Origin of the sequence: Natronococcus occultus SP4 (assembly GCF_000328685.1) — an archaeon.
Lineage (GTDB): Archaea > Halobacteriota > Halobacteria > Halobacteriales > Natrialbaceae > Natronococcus > Natronococcus occultus.
On sequence record NC_019974.1, the window covers coordinates 3,853,604 to 3,870,482 of the forward strand.

The 16,879-nt window shown below is 66.3% G+C and carries 20 protein-coding genes and 1 pseudogene; 11 read left to right on the forward strand and 10 right to left on the reverse strand.

All coding sequences use genetic code 11. The annotated features are described in order from the left end of the window. The first annotated feature begins 4 nt into the window (after positions 1 to 4). Both NATOC_RS18665 and NATOC_RS18670 read left to right on the forward strand, forming a co-directional pair. Positions 5 to 193 (forward strand): ribbon-helix-helix domain-containing protein, encoded by a 189-nt coding sequence (locus tag NATOC_RS18665; RefSeq protein ID WP_015323042.1) that lies wholly within the window; start codon positions 5 to 7, stop codon positions 191 to 193. 55 nt (positions 194 to 248) lie between these two features. Next, positions 249 to 494, forward strand: coding sequence for a hypothetical protein (locus tag NATOC_RS18670; RefSeq protein WP_015323043.1), 246 nt, complete (start codon positions 249 to 251; stop codon positions 492 to 494). An 84-nt stretch (positions 495 to 578) separates the two neighbouring features. On the opposite strand, the gene NATOC_RS18675 is transcribed toward NATOC_RS18670, so the two are convergent. From NATOC_RS18675 to NATOC_RS22940, 3 genes are all read right to left on the reverse strand, one after another. After that, positions 579 to 1,364, reverse strand: coding sequence for an SAM-dependent methyltransferase (locus NATOC_RS18675; protein ID WP_015323044.1), 786 nt, complete (start codon positions 1,362 to 1,364; stop codon positions 579 to 581). Positions 1,365 to 1,483: 119 nt separating this feature from the next. After that, positions 1,484 to 1,687: a hypothetical protein gene (locus tag NATOC_RS22935; protein ID WP_049888855.1), complete on the reverse strand. Its 204-nt coding sequence runs from the start codon at positions 1,685 to 1,687 to the stop codon at positions 1,484 to 1,486. A 40-nt stretch (positions 1,688 to 1,727) separates the two neighbouring features. Further along, positions 1,728 to 2,075, reverse strand: a complete 348-nt coding sequence (locus tag NATOC_RS22940; protein ID WP_049888856.1) for a hypothetical protein — start codon at positions 2,073 to 2,075, stop codon at positions 1,728 to 1,730. A gap of 363 nt (positions 2,076 to 2,438) precedes the next feature. Here NATOC_RS22940 and NATOC_RS18690 point away from each other — a divergent pair, with 363 nt between their 5' ends. Together NATOC_RS18690 and NATOC_RS18695 are read left to right on the forward strand one after the other, a co-directional pair. Continuing rightward, complete coding sequence (locus tag NATOC_RS18690) at positions 2,439 to 3,182, forward strand: DNA polymerase sliding clamp (protein WP_015323045.1); 744 nt, start codon at positions 2,439 to 2,441, stop codon at positions 3,180 to 3,182. A gap of 136 nt (positions 3,183 to 3,318) precedes the next feature. Then, positions 3,319 to 3,630, forward strand: coding sequence for a HalOD1 output domain-containing protein (locus NATOC_RS18695; RefSeq protein ID WP_015323046.1), 312 nt, complete (start codon positions 3,319 to 3,321; stop codon positions 3,628 to 3,630). 84 nt (positions 3,631 to 3,714) lie between these two features. On the opposite strand, the gene NATOC_RS18700 is transcribed toward NATOC_RS18695, so the two are convergent. Continuing rightward, entirely contained in the window at positions 3,715 to 4,575 is an 861-nt protein-coding gene (locus NATOC_RS18700) for an alpha/beta fold hydrolase (RefSeq protein WP_015323047.1), read from the reverse strand. Between the two features lie 165 nt (positions 4,576 to 4,740). Between NATOC_RS18700 and priL the strand changes: the two genes are divergently transcribed. Together priL and NATOC_RS18710 are read left to right on the forward strand one after the other, a co-directional pair. Further along, positions 4,741 to 5,817 (forward strand): DNA primase regulatory subunit PriL, encoded by a 1,077-nt coding sequence (gene priL / locus NATOC_RS18705; protein ID WP_015323048.1) that lies wholly within the window; start codon positions 4,741 to 4,743, stop codon positions 5,815 to 5,817. 139 nt (positions 5,818 to 5,956) lie between these two features. Continuing rightward, the gene (locus NATOC_RS18710) at positions 5,957 to 6,136 is read left to right on the forward strand and encodes a hypothetical protein (protein WP_015323049.1); all 180 of its coding nucleotides are present in this window, start codon (positions 5,957 to 5,959) and stop codon (positions 6,134 to 6,136) included. 67 nt (positions 6,137 to 6,203) lie between these two features. Here the strand turns inward: NATOC_RS18710 and NATOC_RS18715 are convergent, their stop codons facing one another. Next, positions 6,204 to 6,461: a DUF7472 family protein gene (locus NATOC_RS18715; protein ID WP_015323050.1), complete on the reverse strand. Its 258-nt coding sequence runs from the start codon at positions 6,459 to 6,461 to the stop codon at positions 6,204 to 6,206. A 250-nt stretch (positions 6,462 to 6,711) separates the two neighbouring features. Between NATOC_RS18715 and NATOC_RS18720 the strand changes: the two genes are divergently transcribed. The 3 genes and pseudogenes from NATOC_RS18720 (at position 6,712) to NATOC_RS18725 (ending at position 9,569) form a co-directional block, all read left to right on the forward strand. After that, positions 6,712 to 7,359: an SWIM zinc finger family protein gene (locus tag NATOC_RS18720; protein WP_015323051.1), complete on the forward strand. Its 648-nt coding sequence runs from the start codon at positions 6,712 to 6,714 to the stop codon at positions 7,357 to 7,359. Between the two features lie 68 nt (positions 7,360 to 7,427). Beyond that, positions 7,428 to 7,700: pseudogene (locus NATOC_RS22945) on the forward strand (acyl-CoA dehydrogenase family protein); the annotation flags it as partial. 189 nt (positions 7,701 to 7,889) lie between these two features. Beyond that, a complete protein-coding gene (locus NATOC_RS18725) occupies positions 7,890 to 9,569 on the forward strand; it encodes a histidine kinase N-terminal 7TM domain-containing protein (protein WP_015323052.1) in 1,680 nt (559 codons plus the stop codon). Position 9,570: 1 nt separating this feature from the next. Here NATOC_RS18725 and hjc read toward each other — a convergent pair whose 3' ends face one another. From hjc to NATOC_RS18750, 5 genes are all read right to left on the reverse strand, one after another. Further along, positions 9,571 to 10,083, reverse strand: a complete 513-nt coding sequence (hjc, locus tag NATOC_RS18730; protein WP_015323053.1) for a Holliday junction resolvase Hjc — start codon at positions 10,081 to 10,083, stop codon at positions 9,571 to 9,573. A gap of 48 nt (positions 10,084 to 10,131) precedes the next feature. Continuing rightward, a complete protein-coding gene (locus tag NATOC_RS18735; protein ID WP_015323054.1) occupies positions 10,132 to 10,947 on the reverse strand; it encodes a CPBP family intramembrane glutamic endopeptidase in 816 nt (271 codons plus the stop codon). A gap of 188 nt (positions 10,948 to 11,135) precedes the next feature. Beyond that, complete coding sequence (locus tag NATOC_RS18740) at positions 11,136 to 12,419, reverse strand: adenosylhomocysteinase (protein ID WP_015323055.1); 1,284 nt, start codon at positions 12,417 to 12,419, stop codon at positions 11,136 to 11,138. A 63-nt stretch (positions 12,420 to 12,482) separates the two neighbouring features. Beyond that, a complete protein-coding gene (locus tag NATOC_RS18745; RefSeq protein WP_015323056.1) occupies positions 12,483 to 12,866 on the reverse strand; it encodes a hypothetical protein in 384 nt (127 codons plus the stop codon). 112 nt (positions 12,867 to 12,978) lie between these two features. Then, a complete protein-coding gene (locus tag NATOC_RS18750) occupies positions 12,979 to 14,271 on the reverse strand; it encodes an amidohydrolase (RefSeq protein WP_015323057.1) in 1,293 nt (430 codons plus the stop codon). Positions 14,272 to 14,815: 544 nt separating this feature from the next. Between NATOC_RS18750 and NATOC_RS18755 the strand changes: the two genes are divergently transcribed. Then, entirely contained in the window at positions 14,816 to 15,766 is a 951-nt protein-coding gene (locus tag NATOC_RS18755; RefSeq protein ID WP_015323058.1) for a polysaccharide deacetylase family protein, read from the forward strand. 9 nt (positions 15,767 to 15,775) lie between these two features. Next, positions 15,776 to 16,870 (forward strand): GNAT family N-acetyltransferase, encoded by a 1,095-nt coding sequence (locus NATOC_RS18760; RefSeq protein WP_015323059.1) that lies wholly within the window; start codon positions 15,776 to 15,778, stop codon positions 16,868 to 16,870. The last annotated feature ends 9 nt before the right edge of the window (positions 16,871 to 16,879 follow it).

Below are 16,879 nucleotides of genomic sequence, written 5' to 3' on the forward strand. Positions count from 1 at the left end.
ACCTATGCCCAAGATCAGCGTCGAAATCCCACAGGAGTTGCTCGACGACCTCGACGAGCACGTCGGCGACGACGGGAAGTTCGTCAACCGCAGCGACGCCGTCCGCGCCTCGGTTCGCAAGACCCTCGATATTCTCGACGAAATCGACGATCGCCACGACCGCCTTGAGGACGGTGCCGGCCGCCAGTCGTAATTACCGTTCACGAGAACCAGATTGCTTATGGGGGCTCGACGGTGTAGCCTTTGCCATGACGACACCGACGACCGAGCCCGAGTCGACGGGCGAGACGGAAACGGTCGAGCTGCCGGCGACGGAAACGGTCCAGCGCGCCCTCCACGAGGCGACGGCACACCTCTACGACGAACTCGCCGTTGCAAGCGCCGACGAGACGGCTGAACTACCGCCCGCGGTGTTCGACGACCTCGAGGAGCTGTACGTCGCCACCGCCGAGGACTCGGTGACGACCGTTCGGATCAGCTACGAGCGAGAGTGACTTCGTACGGTCTACTGTGAGTCAGCACCGGTGCAACCGCAGGGCAGTCGCGGTTGCTCCGATGAATCGTCACAGCAAACCGTATCAGTCCCCGTCGATCCGCTCGGCGAATCCGAAGTTCGGCTTGACGTCCTCGACCCGCACCTCGACGACCTCGCCTTCCGCAGCGTCGGAGACGAACAATCGGTACCCCTCGACCGAGGCGATACCATCGCCCTCGCTGCCGACGTCGACGATCTCGACCTCGAGTTCGTCGCCGGGCCGGAGGGTGGTTGTGAGCCGACCCTTGGCGACGAAGTACAGCTCCGAGGACGACTCCCGTGAGGCGTCGGGCGCCGTCGCCCGAACGTACTGGAACTCGTCCTCGATATCGGCCCGGAGGTCGTCGACGTCGGGTCCCTCGAACACCTTCACGACGAGGTTCCCGCCGCTGCCGAGCAGCTCGAGAGCCGTCTCGAAGGCCTGCCGGGCGAGATGCAGCGACCGGGCCTGATCGAGCGAGTATTCGCCAGACATGTTCGGTGCCATGTCCGAGATGACGACGTCCACCTCGCCGTCTGCGGCGTCGGTGACCCGATCCCGGGTCCGATCCTCGGTCATGTCGCCGCGGATCGTCTCGACGCGGTCGGTGCCGCCCGGCAGCTCGAGGTCCTTGATCCGCTGGAGGTCGACGCCGACGACCCGTCCCTGCGGCCCGACCCGCTCGGCGGCGACCTCGAGCCAGCCGCCGGGTGCCGCCCCCAGGTCGACGACGGTGTCGCCGCCGGAGATGACGTTCTCGAGGTCGTCGAGCTGCTTGAGCTTGTAGGCCGCTCGGCTGCGGTAGCCTTCCTGTTTCGCCTTGTTGTAGTAGTGATCTTTCCGTGTCATGGTTCGATCGCGCCGATCCGATCGACGATACGGACGGATCGGCCGTATTCGTACCCCGAATAGGGACCTGAAGCGGAAAGACCTGCTGATACGGGGCGGTAGCGAGTTCGGGGCCGGACTTATCGCTCCGACTCGGGGTCGCGGTCCTCGACGTCCGTTCCCTCGTCGACGTCGTCGGCGCGCTCGGAGGTGCGCTCCCGGTACTCCGTTTCGACGGCGTCGGGATCCGACGCCGACGGCCCCGCGGGCTCGTCGGCCTCGCCGGCGACGTCGTCCTCGCTCCCGCGCCGACCGACGTCCTCGTCGTCTGCGAGCTCGGCCACCGGATCATCGTCGGTCAGCTCGGTGGGATCGACCTCGAGTTCACGACTCGCCTCCGCCTCGAGCGACTCGAGTTCCTCGGCAGCGGCGCGCTCGTCCCCCGCAGACGAGCCTTCCTCCGGGGGTTCCGGCTCCGCCGGCGTTCTCTACCCCCGTCGCGAGACTCTCGGTCTGGAACCCGTCCTCGAGCCGGACCGACTCGTCGGTCACCCGGTCGACGGGATCGTCCGCGAGCGGGACGGCGTCGTCGGTCGACGCCGAGCCAGTGTCGTTCGCGTCCGGGTCGACGTAGGCGGTCCCGGGATCGACGGCGATAACGACGCCGAGCGACTCTCCCGTTGCGCTCTCGACGGGCTTGCCGATGTCGTCCTCGGTGAAGGTCGGACTCATAGCCGAGCGTAACGCCGACCACAACAAGCCGTTCGTGCCTGCACAGCACGGGCCGTATCGAGCGACGTCACGCCGACTCGAACGCCGCACGGTCATGGACGTTTCCGAAGTGAAGCGGCGTGCGAGTTCGCTTGACGTCGCTTCGCAACAACGCGATCGACGAGATCACCGACGAGGAGTCCGGCTGCGGGGAGTGTACCGAGTCCGTTCGGCCTTCGAACCGGCGGTCAGCGTCGCGCCGTCGCGTTCGACGTCGTGGGTGGATCGAGGTCGATCCCGTATTCCGTTCTTTTTCTTCGCGTCCGCGCCACGCCCGCGCGTAAAGAGTGCATTTTTATGGCGACCGTCCGTACCTCGAGCTATATGTTCAAGGCCATCGTGAGCGCGGAAACGCTCACCAGCGCGCTCGATTCGGTAAGCGTGCTGGTCGACGAGTGCAAGATACATCTCGAGGAGGACGGGCTCGAAATTCGAGCCGTCGATCCCGCGAACGTCGGGATGGTCGACCTCTCGCTCGAGGCAGCGGCGTTCGAATCCTACGAGGCCGACGGCGGACTGATCGGGGTCGATCTCTCGCGGCTCGAGGACATCGCCGGCATGGCCGACTCCGGACAGCTGATTCAGCTCGAACTCGACGAGGAGACCCGCAAGCTCCACATCCAGATCGACGGGCTCGAGTACACCCTGGCGCTGATCGACCCCGACTCGATCCGCCAGGAGCCGGACATCCCGGAACTGGACCTGCCCGCGCGGGTCGTCCTCGAGGGGAAAGACGTCAACCGCTCGGTGAAGGCCGCGGATATGGTCTCCGACCACATCGCCCTGGGCGTCGACGAGGGCGAGGAGTTCTTCTACGTCAACGCCGAGGGAGACACCGACGACGTCCACCTCGAGCTCACCCAGGAGGACCTGATCGATCTGCAGGTCGGGCCCGCTCACTCGCTGTTCTCGCTGGACTACCTGAAGGACATGGACAAGGCGATCCCCGGCGACGCCGAGGTCACCCTCGATCTGGGCGAGGAGTTCCCCGTCAAGATCTACTTCGGGTTCGCCGAGGGACAGGGACAGGTCACCTACATGCTGGCACCGCGGATCCAGAGCGACTGACGAGCAACACAGCGTCTTTTCGCGGTCGGTCTCGTAGCGCTCGTATCCGTGGGACGGTATCTCACCCGAGCCGGGATTTAAAGCGTCGATATGGGAAGCGGTGGGTCTACCAGTGACCCCGATGTACCGGTTTCGTATGCCCTCCACCAGCGATCCGAGCGACAGGCGGTACGAGGCGACGTTCGACCCCGACGACGACAGCGCAAGCGAGGCCGTCCTCGAGGCGGTCGGCGCGGCCGCAGACGTCGATCCGATCGAGCTCGAGCCGCTGTACGCCGTCATCGATCCGGACGCGCTCGACGCGCTGTGTACCCACGCCCGCCGCACGGACGGGAACCGATCCCACAGCCTTCGGTTCTCCTACGGCGGCTTCGACGTCGACGTTCGCACCGACGGCCGGATCCGCGTCTCCGATCCCTCCATCTCCGGGGCGGTGGCCGGCGACTGAGACGGTCCTCCGTGACGAGTTCCCGGCACAACCCCAGGACAGCTCCGGCTGTGCCGGAGCTGACGTCCGGGAGTCCGTACGACGCTACTCGTGGTCGTCCAGGAACGACAGCAGCGTCCTGTTGACCAGCTCCGAGTCCTCGATGAAGAAACAGTGGGAGCCGCCCTCGACGAGTTCGAGGCGCGTGTCGGGGATCTTCTCGTCGAGCAGCTTCCCGTTCGCGACCGGAAGGATCCTATCGTTCGTTCCGTGCATGATCAGCGTCGGGACCCGGATCCGCTGGAGGCGGTCGCTCACGTCGAACTCCAGAGCGGCTGCGGCCTGGGCCTCGCGGGTGGCCTCGCCGGCGTCTTGCTCCAGACGCCACTCGATGATGCGATCCATCAGATGCGGGTTCCGGTTGGTGAACGGCTCGTTGAAGGCGGGGCGCATCCGGTGGCGGATGACCTCTCGTTCGCTCGCACCCTTCGGCGTATCGAACATCTGCTCCTGGGTTTCGTCGGGGATCGGGACGGCGTCGACACCGCCGTGGGTCGTACAACACAGCGTCAGCGTCTTCGCGCGAGAGTACTCCAGCGCGTAGCGCTGGGCGATCATCCCGCCCATGCTCGCGCCGACGATGTGTGCGTCGTAGATCCCGACATCGTCGAGGACGGCCTCCAGATCCGCGGCCAGTCCGCCGATCGAGTACCCCGCGAACTTGGCAATGAGCGGCGCACGGAGCGTGCGCGGAAGTCGAGCCAACAGCGGCGGGAGCCCGTCGTCGGAGCGGCCCGTCCCCCGGTTGTCGGGGGCGATTACACCGTACTCGCCGGCGACGGCCTCGCGCTGCCAGCGCCACATCCACCGACCGAAACCGAGTCCCTGCAGGAAGACGACCGGCGTCCCCTCCCCGTCGTCGCGTTCGTAGTAGATCGACACGCCGTCGCGAGTGACCCGTGGCATACGCGTGCCGACGCGTCCGACGCCCTTGAAATCGATCCTCGAGGCAGAGCCGGCCCGCAAATTTGTAACATCGTATTACCGCCGGTAACACCGTTTTAGCACCGATCGGTACGCGCGACACGACAATCAGGGCGCTTAACCACCCCGAGTAACACTACGTTACCGATGGAGCGACTGCACGCCCGGTACCCGTTTCTCGAGGCCGCCCGCGAGTCCGTGGCGACCGAAGCCGTCGATCTCGCGACGATCGTCGAACAGGACGGGGCGGTCGTCGAGCGCGCGACCCAGCGCGTGAGGTCCGCGCTCGAGGACGGCGAGATCGGCGACCCCCACCGCGATCCCCGCACCGAACTGCTCTCCTATCCCGTCGCCCGCGTCCTCGTCTCGCTCGTCGACGAGGGAATCCTGATCCGCAAGTACGCCCGCGCCGAGGCCGAGGCCGCACATGAACGGTTTACGGCCGACTTCGAGGACACCGTCGAACTCAAAAGCGTCAGCTCGACCGGGCTGGACGTCGAGGACCTGCTCCGGGAGTTCGACCTCGAGGACGCCGTTCGCTCGACGGCCGACGGCTACCGGATCGGGGTTGGGAGCTACCTCCCGCTCGCGGCTGGACTTCGGGACGACCGATGGCGGCTCGTCAACCGCGCGCTCTCCGGCGGCGAGGTGCCGATCGAGGAGGACGAGCTCCACGCGTTGCTCCGGGAGGCGATCCGCGAGCGGATCGAGGAGGGGCTCCCCTTCGAGGTGCCAGACGCCATCGCGACGAGCCTCGAGGCCGAGGCCGCCGAGATCCGCGAGGTACTGGCCGAACTCGATCTCACCCGCGAGATCGACACCGTCGTCCCCGACCTGTTCCCGCCGTGTATGAAGGCGCTGCTCGACGACATCCAGAAGGGCGAACACCTCCCCCACCACTCCCGTTTTGCAATCACGGCCTTCCTGACGAGCATCGGGATGTCGACCGACGAGATTGTCGAACTCTACCGGGTGAACTCGTCGTTCGGTGAGGAGATGACCCGCTACCAGACCGACCATATCGGCGGCGAGACGTCGCCGACGGAGTACTCCCCGCCCTCCTGTGCGACGATGCAGTCCTACGGGGACTGCGTGAACAAGGACGACCTCTGCGAGCGGATCCCCCACCCGATGGCCTACTACGAGAAGCGACTCGATCAGACCGACGAGGACGCCCTCGAGGACTGGCGTGAGGGAGCCGAGGAATCACCAGCCGGGGACTGAGCAACCGGACCGTTCGGTCGGGCCACCGACCACCAGCCTCGATCGAGGACGCCGAGACGGGACCGGGCGGCGGACCCCCCCATCAAGCGTGTCGGTTCAGACACAGGATTATGTGAACTCAGCCGATACTAGCTGCTAAATGATACTCCAGGTTCCCGGCGGTCCGGAACTGATCGTACTCCTGTTGCTGGCGGTGTTTCTCCTCGGAATCCCGCTGTTGTTGATCATCGGCGTCTACGAGTATCTCGACAGAAAGCGCGGCTACGAACGGCGGATCGCCGCACTCGAGCGGCGAGTGGACGAACTCGAGGACGAGTAATCACGAGGCCAGGCCCCGCTCACCAGCGGCTACGGGGGTGGTGGGGAGAGACAGAAACGGACATCGCCTACGCGGCGTTCTGTGCGTCCGCGTCCTCGTCGAGGCCGTCGGCCGGATCGTTCAGCAGGTATGCCAGAACGAACCCAACTGCCGTCAGCAGGAGGATGAAGCCGACGATCACGCCGACGAGCAACTCACCGCCCTCAGGGGAAAGCGCGCTGTCGGCACCCCCGTACTCGGAGCCGATGAACATCATGGCACCGAGCATCAGGAAGACGGAGGATACGGCCACGACGATTTCGATGATCCGCTCGCGCTCGAGCATTATATCGGAGATTTCGGCGGCCGGGGGAAAAGCGCTTCGAAGCGTCGCTCGAGTGAGCAGCGTCCACTCGAGCCGCAAGCGCGAGCCGTCGACAGTGCTCGTGAGACCGTCGAAACAGACGTTCTCATATAAGTCACGGGCAGGCACAGGCAAGCAGACTCGTTATTTCGCCCGATCGTCTAGAATCGTCGAACAGACAGTCAAGTACGGAGCCGGCCGTCAGCCGGCAATTCACCGTTCGACGCAACCCATGAAAACAACAGCGTCACCGAAGACACAGCTTCCCGTACCGTCCGACGACTCCCTGGCAGAGCGCTCGCGCCGGGCTCGCACCGAACCGATGTCGGTGCTGGCGCTTGGCAACGGGCTCTATGAGGTCGAGTCCGCCAGCGACCGCACCTACCTCGTCGACCTCGAGGGGGGACGCTGTACCTGCCCCGATCACGTCTTCCGCGGGGTCCGGTGCAAGCACGTCCGCCGCGTCGCCATCGAGATCAACGAGGGCCAGACGCCCCCGCCCGGAAAGCGGGCCGTCGAGTGTCACGACTGCGACGAGCGCGTGTTCGTCGACGAGGACGCGACCGGGCCGGTCTACTGTGACCGCCACATCCTCTTCCCGGGCGACGCCGCCGTCGACCGCGAGACCGGCGATCGGCTCACCGTCGTCGACGTCTCGGACCTGCGGGCCGACGCGGTCCGGATCGAGGCTACCGACGAGTCCGTCGCCGAGTACGCGACGAACGAGCGCTACGCACCCGACGTCCCGGTGGTCGGGGCCGTCTACCCGCACGCGACGGTCGCGCCCAACGGCGTCGTTCCCGACTCCCTTCGGGTCTACGTCTTCCCGCGGACCCGGCTCGAGAAGCGGGTTTCCGAGCGATGGGCCGCGACGGCGTAACAACGCTCGAGAACCGAAAACGAGTTGGATAGCTTTCGTTTTTGTCCCCTGCCACCGAGTGACAGGGTATGGACGACGGGATCGACTACGGGCGCTACGAAGCGGGACGACACTGCACTACTGGGAGCTGGATCCCGCCCTACAGCGCGAGGTACGCCGCTCTACGACGACGCCGAGTACGAGTGGGCCCGGCCACGCCTCGCCGCGTTCGGCGAGACCGTCGGACACGAAATCGCGGACAACGCCGACTACGTCAACGACCACGGCCCGAGCTCGAACCGTACGACAAGCGCGGGGAGATTCAGAACGCCGTTCGGTACCCGGCCGAACAGGACGAGGATCGGTTCACCCGTCTCGAATCGTTCACTCGAGATGTCTTCCGGCTATAATAATACAGCGTACAATAAATTCATGGACGCAAGTATATAATAGCAAACGATGGAACTCCGCCGCTCGGAGGTCGACGAGACTGACGTGTCGTCGACGGCTCACACCGTTCGCCCTCGGTTCCGACGGAGGCGTCCGTAACGATGCTCGGTGTCACCAGCTGGAATCTCGTTCTGGCGAGCCACCTCGCTACCGCCCTGCTGATGGTCGGGCTCGGTGGCTACGTCGCCCGCGATCATTCCGGAAAACCACTCGGGCAGCTGTTCGTCCTCATGGTCGGCGCTCTCGCCGTCTGGGTCGTCGGCTCGCTGGCTCGGCTGTTTACCCTCGATCCGACGGCGTATGTCGTGCTCACCGCGGTCAAGTATTTCGGCGTGACGACGGCGCCGATCTGGTTCGTCCTGTTTGCGCTGCGATACGCCGGACACGACCGCTTCGTGAGCCGTCGGTTCGCCGCAGCGTTGCTCGTCGGTCCCGTCGCGACGGTGCTGGTCGTCCTTACGACGGAGTTCCACGGCCTCTTTTACGCCGAGTTCGCCGTCACCAGCGTCGGAGAGCACCAGGTCTTGACGCGGGATCGAGGGGCGTGGTTCTGGCTGTTCGCCGCGTTCGGCTGGGGACTGCTCGCCGCCGGAACGGTGTTGCTCCTGCTGGCAACGATCGGCCAACCGGCGCTCTACCAGAAGCAGTCTGTCGTCATCGTCCTCGGCGTGCTCGTCCCCTGGATCGTCGGCCTCGCGTACGTCTTCGGCGACTGGCCCCACCCGGCGATCGATCCGACGCCGCTGGGGTTCGCGGTTACGGCCGTCCTCTTCGTTATCGGCGTCTTCACGACCCGGCTTATCGACGTCGTCCCCGTCGCTCGCTCGCGGCTGCTCGACGCGCTCGACGACGGCATGATCGTCGTCGACGCCGACGATCGACTCCTCGACGCCAACGCCACCGCACAGCGGCTGTTCGTGGACGACGCGGTCGGTACCGACGTCACCGCGGCGCTTCCGGACGGGTTCGCCGTCGACGGCGGCGAACACGTCGTCGAGACCGAGACGGGTCGGCGGGTGTTTCGTCCCCGGTCGATCGAACTGACCGACGACCTCGGGCGAAACACCGGCCGCGTCATCTACCTCGACGACGTGACCGACGTCGTCGAACGCGAGCGCCGCAGCGTCCTCCAGCGGGTGCTCCGGCACAACATCCGCAACGATCTGAACGTCACTGTCGGCTCCCTCGACGTCCTCGAAGAGCGGGTCGATCCCGCCGAGCGGGAGTACGTCGAGCGGGCCCGGGAGAGCGCGAACCGGGTGATCGAACTGAGCGAGAAGGCCCGTCGGTTCGAGCGCGCGCTCGACGCACGGGACGGGCTGACGACCGTCCCCGCCGCGACCGTCGTCGATCGGGTTCTGGAGGAGCTCCGGGCGGAGTACCCCCGAGCAGAGATCACTTTCGAGCGGAGCTACGACTCGACCGCCGACACCGCGGCCACCGTCGTCGCCGAGGACGTCCTTGGCGCCGCGGTCGCGAACCTCGTCGAGAACGCGATCGTCCACGCGGAGGTCGAACGGCCGTCGGTCACCGTCCGGGTGGTCGCCGACGAGGACGCCGTTCGGATCCAGGTCGCCGACGAGGGGCCCGGGATCCCCGACACGGAGCTCGACGCGCTCTCGGCTACCGACGAGGACCCGCTCGAGCACGGCAGTGGGTTCGGGCTCTGGCTGGTGAAGTGGACGGTCTCGCTGTCGGGCGGCGAGCTCGCCTTCGAGTCGAACGAGCCCCGGGGTAGCGTGGTCACCGTGACGCTTTCGGCCACCGAGACCGACGACTGACCTACTCGAGCAGCTCCGCCGCCTCCTCGACGTCCATCACACCCTGTTTGACCGCGTTCAGCACGCGGACGACGTCCTCGTCGGGACCCTCGTCGCCGACCTCCGCGAGGGTGACCTTTTCCGAGTCGCCGACGAACTCGGGGAAGTCGGTGCCGTCGGCGAGCGCGGTCTCTTTCTTGACGCGGTAGTTCCCACCGTCGGTGACGTGGAGATCCGCGGGGTGGAAGAAGTACCAGTCCTCGCGGTCGAAGCGGACACCGATCCGTGGTTTGGCGCCGAAGTTCCGGGCGAAGTAGGTCAGCGCTTCGACCTCCTCGCCGGTGAGGTAGATCGGGTCGCCGGCGCTGGATTTGGCCTCGATCGCGTAGAAGGTGTCGCCGTCGCCGGCGAGGACGTCGGGGAGTTCGCGGTCGGTCGCTGCACCGCTTGCGGGCGCGCGCATGACCGCGAACCCGGCCTCGTCGAGCGCGTTGACGAGCTCTCGTTCACGGCGGCCGCCCTTCGCGTGGGACATACCGATGCGTCACCGACGAACGATAATAAACGAGGCGAACCGATCACCTCAGGCGAGCGTCGTCAGGAACTCGACGCTGACGGCCATCATGTTCTCGAGCTCCTCGGGTGCAAACTGGAGCACGAGATAGAGGATGGCGAACTGGAAGGCGTTGAACGCGGCGTGGGCCGCCGTCGGCACGATGAGGTTGTCCGTTCTCGCATAGAGGTAGCCGAAGATCACCGAGCCACCGAAGACGACCGCCAGCGAGACGCCGATCGCACCGAGCGGGGCGAGCGACCCGTCAGTCGCCAGCGCGTAGGCGGGGATGTGAACCAGCGCGAAGATAACGCTGGTGACGATGACCGCACCCATCCGGGAGAAGGCGGCGTACAGCCGCTTCTGGATCACGTTCCGGAAGAGGAACTCCTCGGCCGGCGCGTTAAACAGGAAGACGATAACGATCATGAGCAACACCATGTTCGGGTCGTCTCCGATCAGCTGCATGACCTGGTTCTCCGAGGACGGCAGTTCGAACAGCGTCGCGACGACGTTGACGGCCATCACGAACGCGATGCTCCCGACGACCCCCGCCAGGACGTACTTCCAGCCCCGTCGGGACGGCATCCGCAGGTCGAGCCACTCCCAGCCGCGTTCGGTCCACCACAGATAGAGTCCGCCGACGAGGAAGAAGCCAAGGAAGTTCAGCGTCATCAGGAGGAAGATAGACGCGTTCGAGGCCTCGCCCGGCGATTCGAGCAGCGTCGGATCCAGCAGGAACGCCGGAATCGTGACGAACTCCGCCGCCAGGAGGCCGGCGATCGAAAGCGAGACGGCGACGAGCACCGAGCGTGCGTACCCGTCGGCCTGGTCTACGGTCGACATACGCCGAGCTACGAACAGCAGCTCCTTGGGCGTTCCTCTTTCAGAATCCGGGGAACGCAGCCGTGCAGGTGTCGGAGTTCAGGTAGCGATCGACGATCGGGACGTCCTCGAGTCGGCGCCGAGGACCGACCCGCGGCGGGGACGTGATACGAGCGGTCAACCGTACGGATGGGGAAACGAGCGGAACCCTACGTCCCGTGGTCCCAGCTATCCATGTACTCGCGCTGGGTGTCGGTCAGCGCGTCGAACTCGACGCCCTCTGCCTCGAGTTTGATCTCGGCGATCTCCTGATCGAGCTCGTCGGGCACCTCGTGGACGCCCGCGTCGTAGGCGTCGCTGTTCTCGAGCAGTTCGCGCACACAGACCGCCTGCACGCCGAAGGACTGGTCCATGACCTCGACGGGGTGGCCCAGCGAGACGGGCGCGGCGAGGTTGACGAGCCGTCCCTCCGCGACGACGTTCAGCCGGCGGCCGTCCTCGAGCTCGTACGCCTCGACGCCGTCTCGAGCCTCGTAGCGGTCGACCGCGAGCTCGTCGAGCGCCTCGAGGTCGATCTCGATGTCGAAGTGGCCGGCGTTGGCCAGCAGGACGCCGTCGTCCATCTTCTCGAAGTGCTCCTCGACGATGACGTCCCGGTTGCCCGTCGTCGTCAGGAAGACGTCGCCCTTCTCGGCCGCGTCGGCCATCGGCATGACCTCGTAGCCTTCCATGTGGGCCTCCAGTGCCCGACGGGGTTCGACCTCGGTGACGATGACGTTCGCGTTCTGGCCCGACGCCTTCCGGGCGACGCCCTTCCCGCAGTAGCCGAAGCCGGCGACGACGACGTCCTTGCCGGCCCACGAGAGGTTCGTGGTCATCGCGATCGAGGCCAGCGAGGACTCGCCGGTGCCGTGGACGTTGTCGAACAGGCGCTTCATGGGCGTGTCGTTGACCGCGAAGACGGGGTAGTCGAGCGCGCCGTCCTCGTCCATCGCGCGCAGCCGGTGAACGCCCGTGGTGGTCTCCTCCGCACCGCCGACGATGCCGTCGATCAGCTCGGGGTAGTCCTCGTGGATCGCGGCGACGAGGTCCATCCCGTCGTCGACGGTGACGGTGGGTTCGTGGGCGATGACGGCCTCGATGGCGTCGTAGTACTCCTCGTCGTCGACGCCGCGTTTCGCGTAGCTGGTGATCGACTCGTGGGCGTCCAGCGCCGCAGAAACGTCGTCGTGGGTCGAGAGCGGATTACAGCCCGTCACCGCAACGTCGGCGCCGCCCTCCGCGAGGGTCTCGACGAGCATCGCCGTCTTCGCCTCGACGTGCATCGCCATCGCGATGCGCTCGCCCTCGAAGGGCTGGTCGTCGACGAACTCCTCGCGGACGTGCTCGAGGATGGGCATGTGCTGGGCGGCCCAGTCCATCTTGCGACGACCCTCCTCCCGTGCGGACTCGAGGTCGTCCAGCTGATCGCTGATCGGCGGATAGTCGGTCATGTGTCGGTGGAGGGACAGGGCGGGGAAAACGCTACCGAAGTGCCGGGGAAGCGACCGCTCCTGCTACCGAGACCGCTCGTCGGCGAGCCGAAGCGCGATACTGCCTACCAGAAGGCCGATGCCGAACGCGGGGAGTCGTGCGGCCTCCGTCTCAGTGCCGGCGACGGCAGCCGCAAGGGTCCAACTCGCGGCCGCAACGACCGCCGCCAACGCGACGATTCCTGCGAAGCCGACGGTCGTGCGGTCCGTTCGGCGCAGGATCACCAGCAGCAGCGGGCCGGTCGCGACCCCGGCGACGAGTGGGATCGCCGCACCGACCGACGCAAACGCCCGCACGTTTACGACCAAGAGATGGGTGCCAGTCAGCAGAAACAGTCCGAGAGCCAGTTGTCGGAGTAGCAGACTCGAGGGCGCGTACGCGGCGTCGGTCGGGCGCGCGCCCGACATCTGTCAATATACCATTATTGTGTACCAATATAACTGTTTGGTCGCGTCTAGGTGAGCCGTCGGCCGCCAAACCGAACGACGGTCACAGAACCGGTCGAGCCAACCCGTCGCACTACTCCTCGGCGCGGGCGACCAGCGACTCGGCAGCCTCGCTCGCCCGCTCGAGCACCGCGTCCTCCTCGAGGGTCAGTACCTCCCGATCCCGCATGAGAACCTGCCCGTCACAGATCGTGTGGCGGACGTCGGACGCGGCCGCGGCGTAGGCGAGGTGGCTCACCAGGTCGTGGACCGGCGTCAGGTGGGGTTCCTCGAGGTCGATCACCGCCAGATCGGCGGGCGCGCCTTCCTCGAGGCGACCCGACTCGAGCCCGATCGCGTCGGCCGTGCGGTGAGTCAGCATCTCGGCGATCCGCTCGGCGGGTATCGCGCTGGCGTCCTCGGCGGCGAGCTTGCCGATCATCGCGGCGTCGCGGGCCTCGTCTAACATCGAGAGGTCGTTGTTCGACGCCGCGCCGTCGGTCCCGAGCCCGACCGTCACGCCCGCATCGAGCATGCGCTGGACCGGCGCCATCCCGCTTGCCAGTTTCATGTTCGAGGCCGGACAGTGGATCACGCCCGTCCCCGCCTCCGCGAGCAGCCCGATCTCGCTCTCGTCGACGTGGACGCCGTGGGCGACGAAGTCCTGGGACTCGAGCATCCCCAGCTCGGCGGCGTACGCGAGAGGGCGAACGCCCTCTGACTCGACGATCGGAGTCACCTCGTCCGCCGTCTCGTTGGCGTGGTAGTGAAGCGGAACGCCGGCTTCGCGGGCTTTCGGCACATACTCGGCGAGGTACTCCCGATCGACGGTCGTCAGCGAGTGGGGCATAAACGCCGTCGAGATCCGCCCGTTCGCGGCACCGTCGTACTCGCGGGCGAACGCGAGGCTCGTCTCCAGATCCTCGTGGGCCCCCGCGTCGTCCTTGGCGACGGTGACGACGCCGTGGCCGAGCCGCCCGCGCAACCCAGCCCGATCGACGGCGTCGACGATCTCGGGCATCTCGAAGTACATGTCCGCGAAGCCGGTCGTCCCACTTTTTATCATCTCGACTAAGCCCAGCTCCGCGCCGACCCGGACGTCCTCGGCCGTAAGTTCGCCCTCGGCCGGCCAGATGTCCTCGCGGAGCCAGCTCTCGAGGGGTTTGTCGTCGGCGTACCCCCGCAGCAGCGTCATCGCGACGTGGCTGTGGCCGTTGACGAACCCGGGCGTCACCAGCGAGCCCGAGGCGTCGAGGACGTCCTCGCCCGCGAGATCGTCGCCGATCTCGAGGATCTCGCCGTCGTCCCGATCGATCAGTACGTCCGCACGCGGTATCGTCCCGTCGGGCAACAGCACCCGTCCGCCGGTGATCGAAAGCGTCGCCATCGGTTCGAGTTTCTCGTCGGCCCGCCTTAGGGTGTCGATTCGGCGATCGGAAACCGCGGCCGCGACCGTTCGGACACGTGAACTGTCGACCGTTTCGGAGCGACAACGCCGACACCGACCGGTTATCGCGTCGATAGCAGCGATCCGCGTCACACCAAACTGGTCGCGTAGACTGCCGAACCCGGATGAGGGAAGCAACGTCGATCGTTCGTGAATCGAAATCGAGGACGCCGACGAGAACGAGCGACGGAGCACCCGGCAGCTGCCGGCCGCGGGCCCGGTTCTCAAATACGTAAACTTCCCGAACAGTTTATCCGCCTTTCAGCGGCTATAGCGGGCTTTGGAGGGCGAGAAACTGTAGTAGTATTCGTACGGTTCCTTAAGAGATTAAACACTATACTCGGTAAAACCCACCCATTATGTGAGATGAATCGTCAACAGTACGCGGCGAAGAGACCTCGAAGCGGGCGTTTCTCGCCGGTTCACCGAGCAAGGGGGGACCGCTCTCGAGTAGCCGCCATCGCCGACGGAGCACGGTGGTAGCATGGGATCGGTCGTTATCTCACTCGACGCCGAGCTCGGCTGGGGGTTTCACGACAGGGAGGTCCCGGCGTCGCTACTCCGGGATAGCCGCGACAACTGGCTGCATCTTCGAGATCTGTTTGACGCCTACGAGATTTCGGCGACGTGGGCGGTTACCGGTCACCTGTTTCTGGACGCCTGTCACCACAGTCACCGGAACCACCCCGCAGGCGAGCGGTGCTGTCAGCACGGCGTCGGTGATCTCGCGGCGAACGATGTCTGGTGTGGCACGGAGCTCGTCGAGGAGATCGCGACCGCAGACGTCGACCACGAGATCGCCGGCCACGGATTCACGCACGTCCACCTCGAGCACGAACGAATGAGCGAGGAGTTCGCGACCCGGGAGATCGAGAACTGCGCTCGAGCCGCGGCTCGGCAGGGGTACGACCTGTCGTCGTTCGTCTTCCCCGTCAACAGGGTCCGTCACCGCGATGTCCTTGCGGAGCACGGGTTCGAGTGTTACCGTGGCGTCAACCGCCTTCACGAGGACTGCGGAACCGTAGAGCGACAGCTCACGAAGGTCTCGAGCGCCGTCGTCGGGAAACCGACACCGCCGATCGTCGAGCCCGAGATCGACGAACACGGGCTGGTCAACGTGCCGGCGTCGGTCTTCCTGTTCAACTTCGGCAGCGAGTACGAGAAGCCGTTCTCCGCGCTCGGCGAGGACCCGGTCGTCAGGCAGGTCGAAGCTGGGATCGACGAGGTCGCGGACGCAGACGATGGCGTGTTACACCTCTGGTTGCACCCTCATAACCTCCGGACGTCGTCCCACCACCGACGGCTTCGGTCGATCGTCCGGTACATCGACCGTCGGCGTCAAACCGACGGTCTGCAGGTCGAGACGATGGCCGACGTGGCCAACCGCGTGCGCCGGACCGAGCGGTCCCGAACCGAGCCCGCGAGGGTGGTGTAACGCCGGCCGATGTCGGACGCCTACGAAATTCGTCCGTACGAACCGGCCGACAGGGACGCGTTTCTCGGACTGTTCGAGGACGTCCTGGGCGGACGGATGGGCGCCGATTGGTTCGCCTGGAAGTACGAGGCGAACCCGTACGCCGATGGCGTCCCGATCGTCCTCGCCGAACAGGGTGACGAGCTCGTGGGCGCGCGGGCGTTCTTCCCGCTTCGGCTCGCTGCGGGCGAGGACGGCTACGACGCGTTCCAGCCCTGCGACACGATGGTCCACCCCGACCACCAGCGAAAGGGGCTGTTCACCCGGATGACCGAGCGGGCGATCGAACGCTACGCCGACGACGTCGACCTCTACTTCAACTTCCCGAACCACCAGTCGCTGCCGGGCAACCGCAAGCTCGGCTGGCGGATCGTCGGCGAGCGGGAGAGCTACTACCGGATCCAGAACCCGACCGCGTGGATCCCGCAGCTCGACCCCGTCGAGCCGATCGCCCGCGCGGTCGCGAGCGGGTACGGTTCGATCAGGGACCGACTCGCCGATACGGGAGCCGGTCTGAAGCGAACGCACTACGACGGGATTCCGACCGCGACGCTCGCGGCGCTCGCCGGCGTCGAGACGATCCCGGCGTTTCACGTCGTCCGCGACGAGCAGTTCTACGAGTGGCGCTTCGAGAACCCGCTGTGGACCTACCGCAGCGTCGTCGCGCGTCGCGACGGCGAACCGGTCGCCGCGCTCGTCTACGCCCGACGGGAGCGGACCGACGGCCCGACGACCGTCCGTCTCGTCGACGCGCTGCCGCTCGCGGACGGCACAGAGGCCTATCGGACGGTCCTCTTCTCCGGGCTCCTCGCGGACGTCGTTCGAGCGAACCGGGACGCCGACATCCTCGTCGCTCCCGGGTCGGCGCTCCCGCGGGAGCTGCTCCGAGCGAGAGGGTTCCACAGCGATCAGCGGGCGCCACTGACGTGGGCGACGTCGTCCTCGACCCACGTCGTCCGTCCGTCCGGAGTCGATCCGGAGCCGACCGACTGGCGCCGCTCCGGGCGCCGACTGACGGAGCCGGACAACTGGCGGCTCGCGCTGTGTGAGCTCGACAGCGGGTGAGTGGAGGCG

Coding starts and splice junctions, on each gene's coding strand:
- NATOC_RS18665 (WP_015323042.1), top strand. CDS start 5: ATGCCCAAGATCAGCGTCGAAATCCCACAGGAGTTGCTCGACGACCTC.
- NATOC_RS18670 (WP_015323043.1), top strand. CDS start 249: ATGACGACACCGACGACCGAGCCCGAGTCGACGGGCGAGACGGAAACG.
- NATOC_RS18675 (WP_015323044.1), bottom strand. CDS start 1,364: ATGACACGGAAAGATCACTACTACAACAAGGCGAAACAGGAAGGCTAC.
- NATOC_RS22940 (WP_049888856.1), bottom strand. CDS start 2,075: ATGAGTCCGACCTTCACCGAGGACGACATCGGCAAGCCCGTCGAGAGC.
- NATOC_RS18690 (WP_015323045.1), top strand. CDS start 2,439: ATGTTCAAGGCCATCGTGAGCGCGGAAACGCTCACCAGCGCGCTCGAT.
- NATOC_RS18695 (WP_015323046.1), top strand. CDS start 3,319: ATGCCCTCCACCAGCGATCCGAGCGACAGGCGGTACGAGGCGACGTTC.
- NATOC_RS18700 (WP_015323047.1), bottom strand. CDS start 4,575: ATGCCACGGGTCACTCGCGACGGCGTGTCGATCTACTACGAACGCGAC.
- priL (WP_015323048.1), top strand. CDS start 4,741: ATGGAGCGACTGCACGCCCGGTACCCGTTTCTCGAGGCCGCCCGCGAG.
- NATOC_RS18710 (WP_015323049.1), top strand. CDS start 5,957: ATGATACTCCAGGTTCCCGGCGGTCCGGAACTGATCGTACTCCTGTTG.
- NATOC_RS18715 (WP_015323050.1), bottom strand. CDS start 6,461: ATGCTCGAGCGCGAGCGGATCATCGAAATCGTCGTGGCCGTATCCTCC.
- NATOC_RS18720 (WP_015323051.1), top strand. CDS start 6,712: ATGAAAACAACAGCGTCACCGAAGACACAGCTTCCCGTACCGTCCGAC.
- NATOC_RS18725 (WP_015323052.1), top strand. CDS start 7,890: ATGCTCGGTGTCACCAGCTGGAATCTCGTTCTGGCGAGCCACCTCGCT.
- hjc (WP_015323053.1), bottom strand. CDS start 10,083: ATGTCCCACGCGAAGGGCGGCCGCCGTGAACGAGAGCTCGTCAACGCG.
- NATOC_RS18735 (WP_015323054.1), bottom strand. CDS start 10,947: ATGTCGACCGTAGACCAGGCCGACGGGTACGCACGCTCGGTGCTCGTC.
- NATOC_RS18740 (WP_015323055.1), bottom strand. CDS start 12,419: ATGACCGACTATCCGCCGATCAGCGATCAGCTGGACGACCTCGAGTCC.
- NATOC_RS18745 (WP_015323056.1), bottom strand. CDS start 12,866: ATGTCGGGCGCGCGCCCGACCGACGCCGCGTACGCGCCCTCGAGTCTG.
- NATOC_RS18750 (WP_015323057.1), bottom strand. CDS start 14,271: ATGGCGACGCTTTCGATCACCGGCGGACGGGTGCTGTTGCCCGACGGG.
- NATOC_RS18755 (WP_015323058.1), top strand. CDS start 14,816: ATGGGATCGGTCGTTATCTCACTCGACGCCGAGCTCGGCTGGGGGTTT.
- NATOC_RS18760 (WP_015323059.1), top strand. CDS start 15,776: ATGTCGGACGCCTACGAAATTCGTCCGTACGAACCGGCCGACAGGGAC.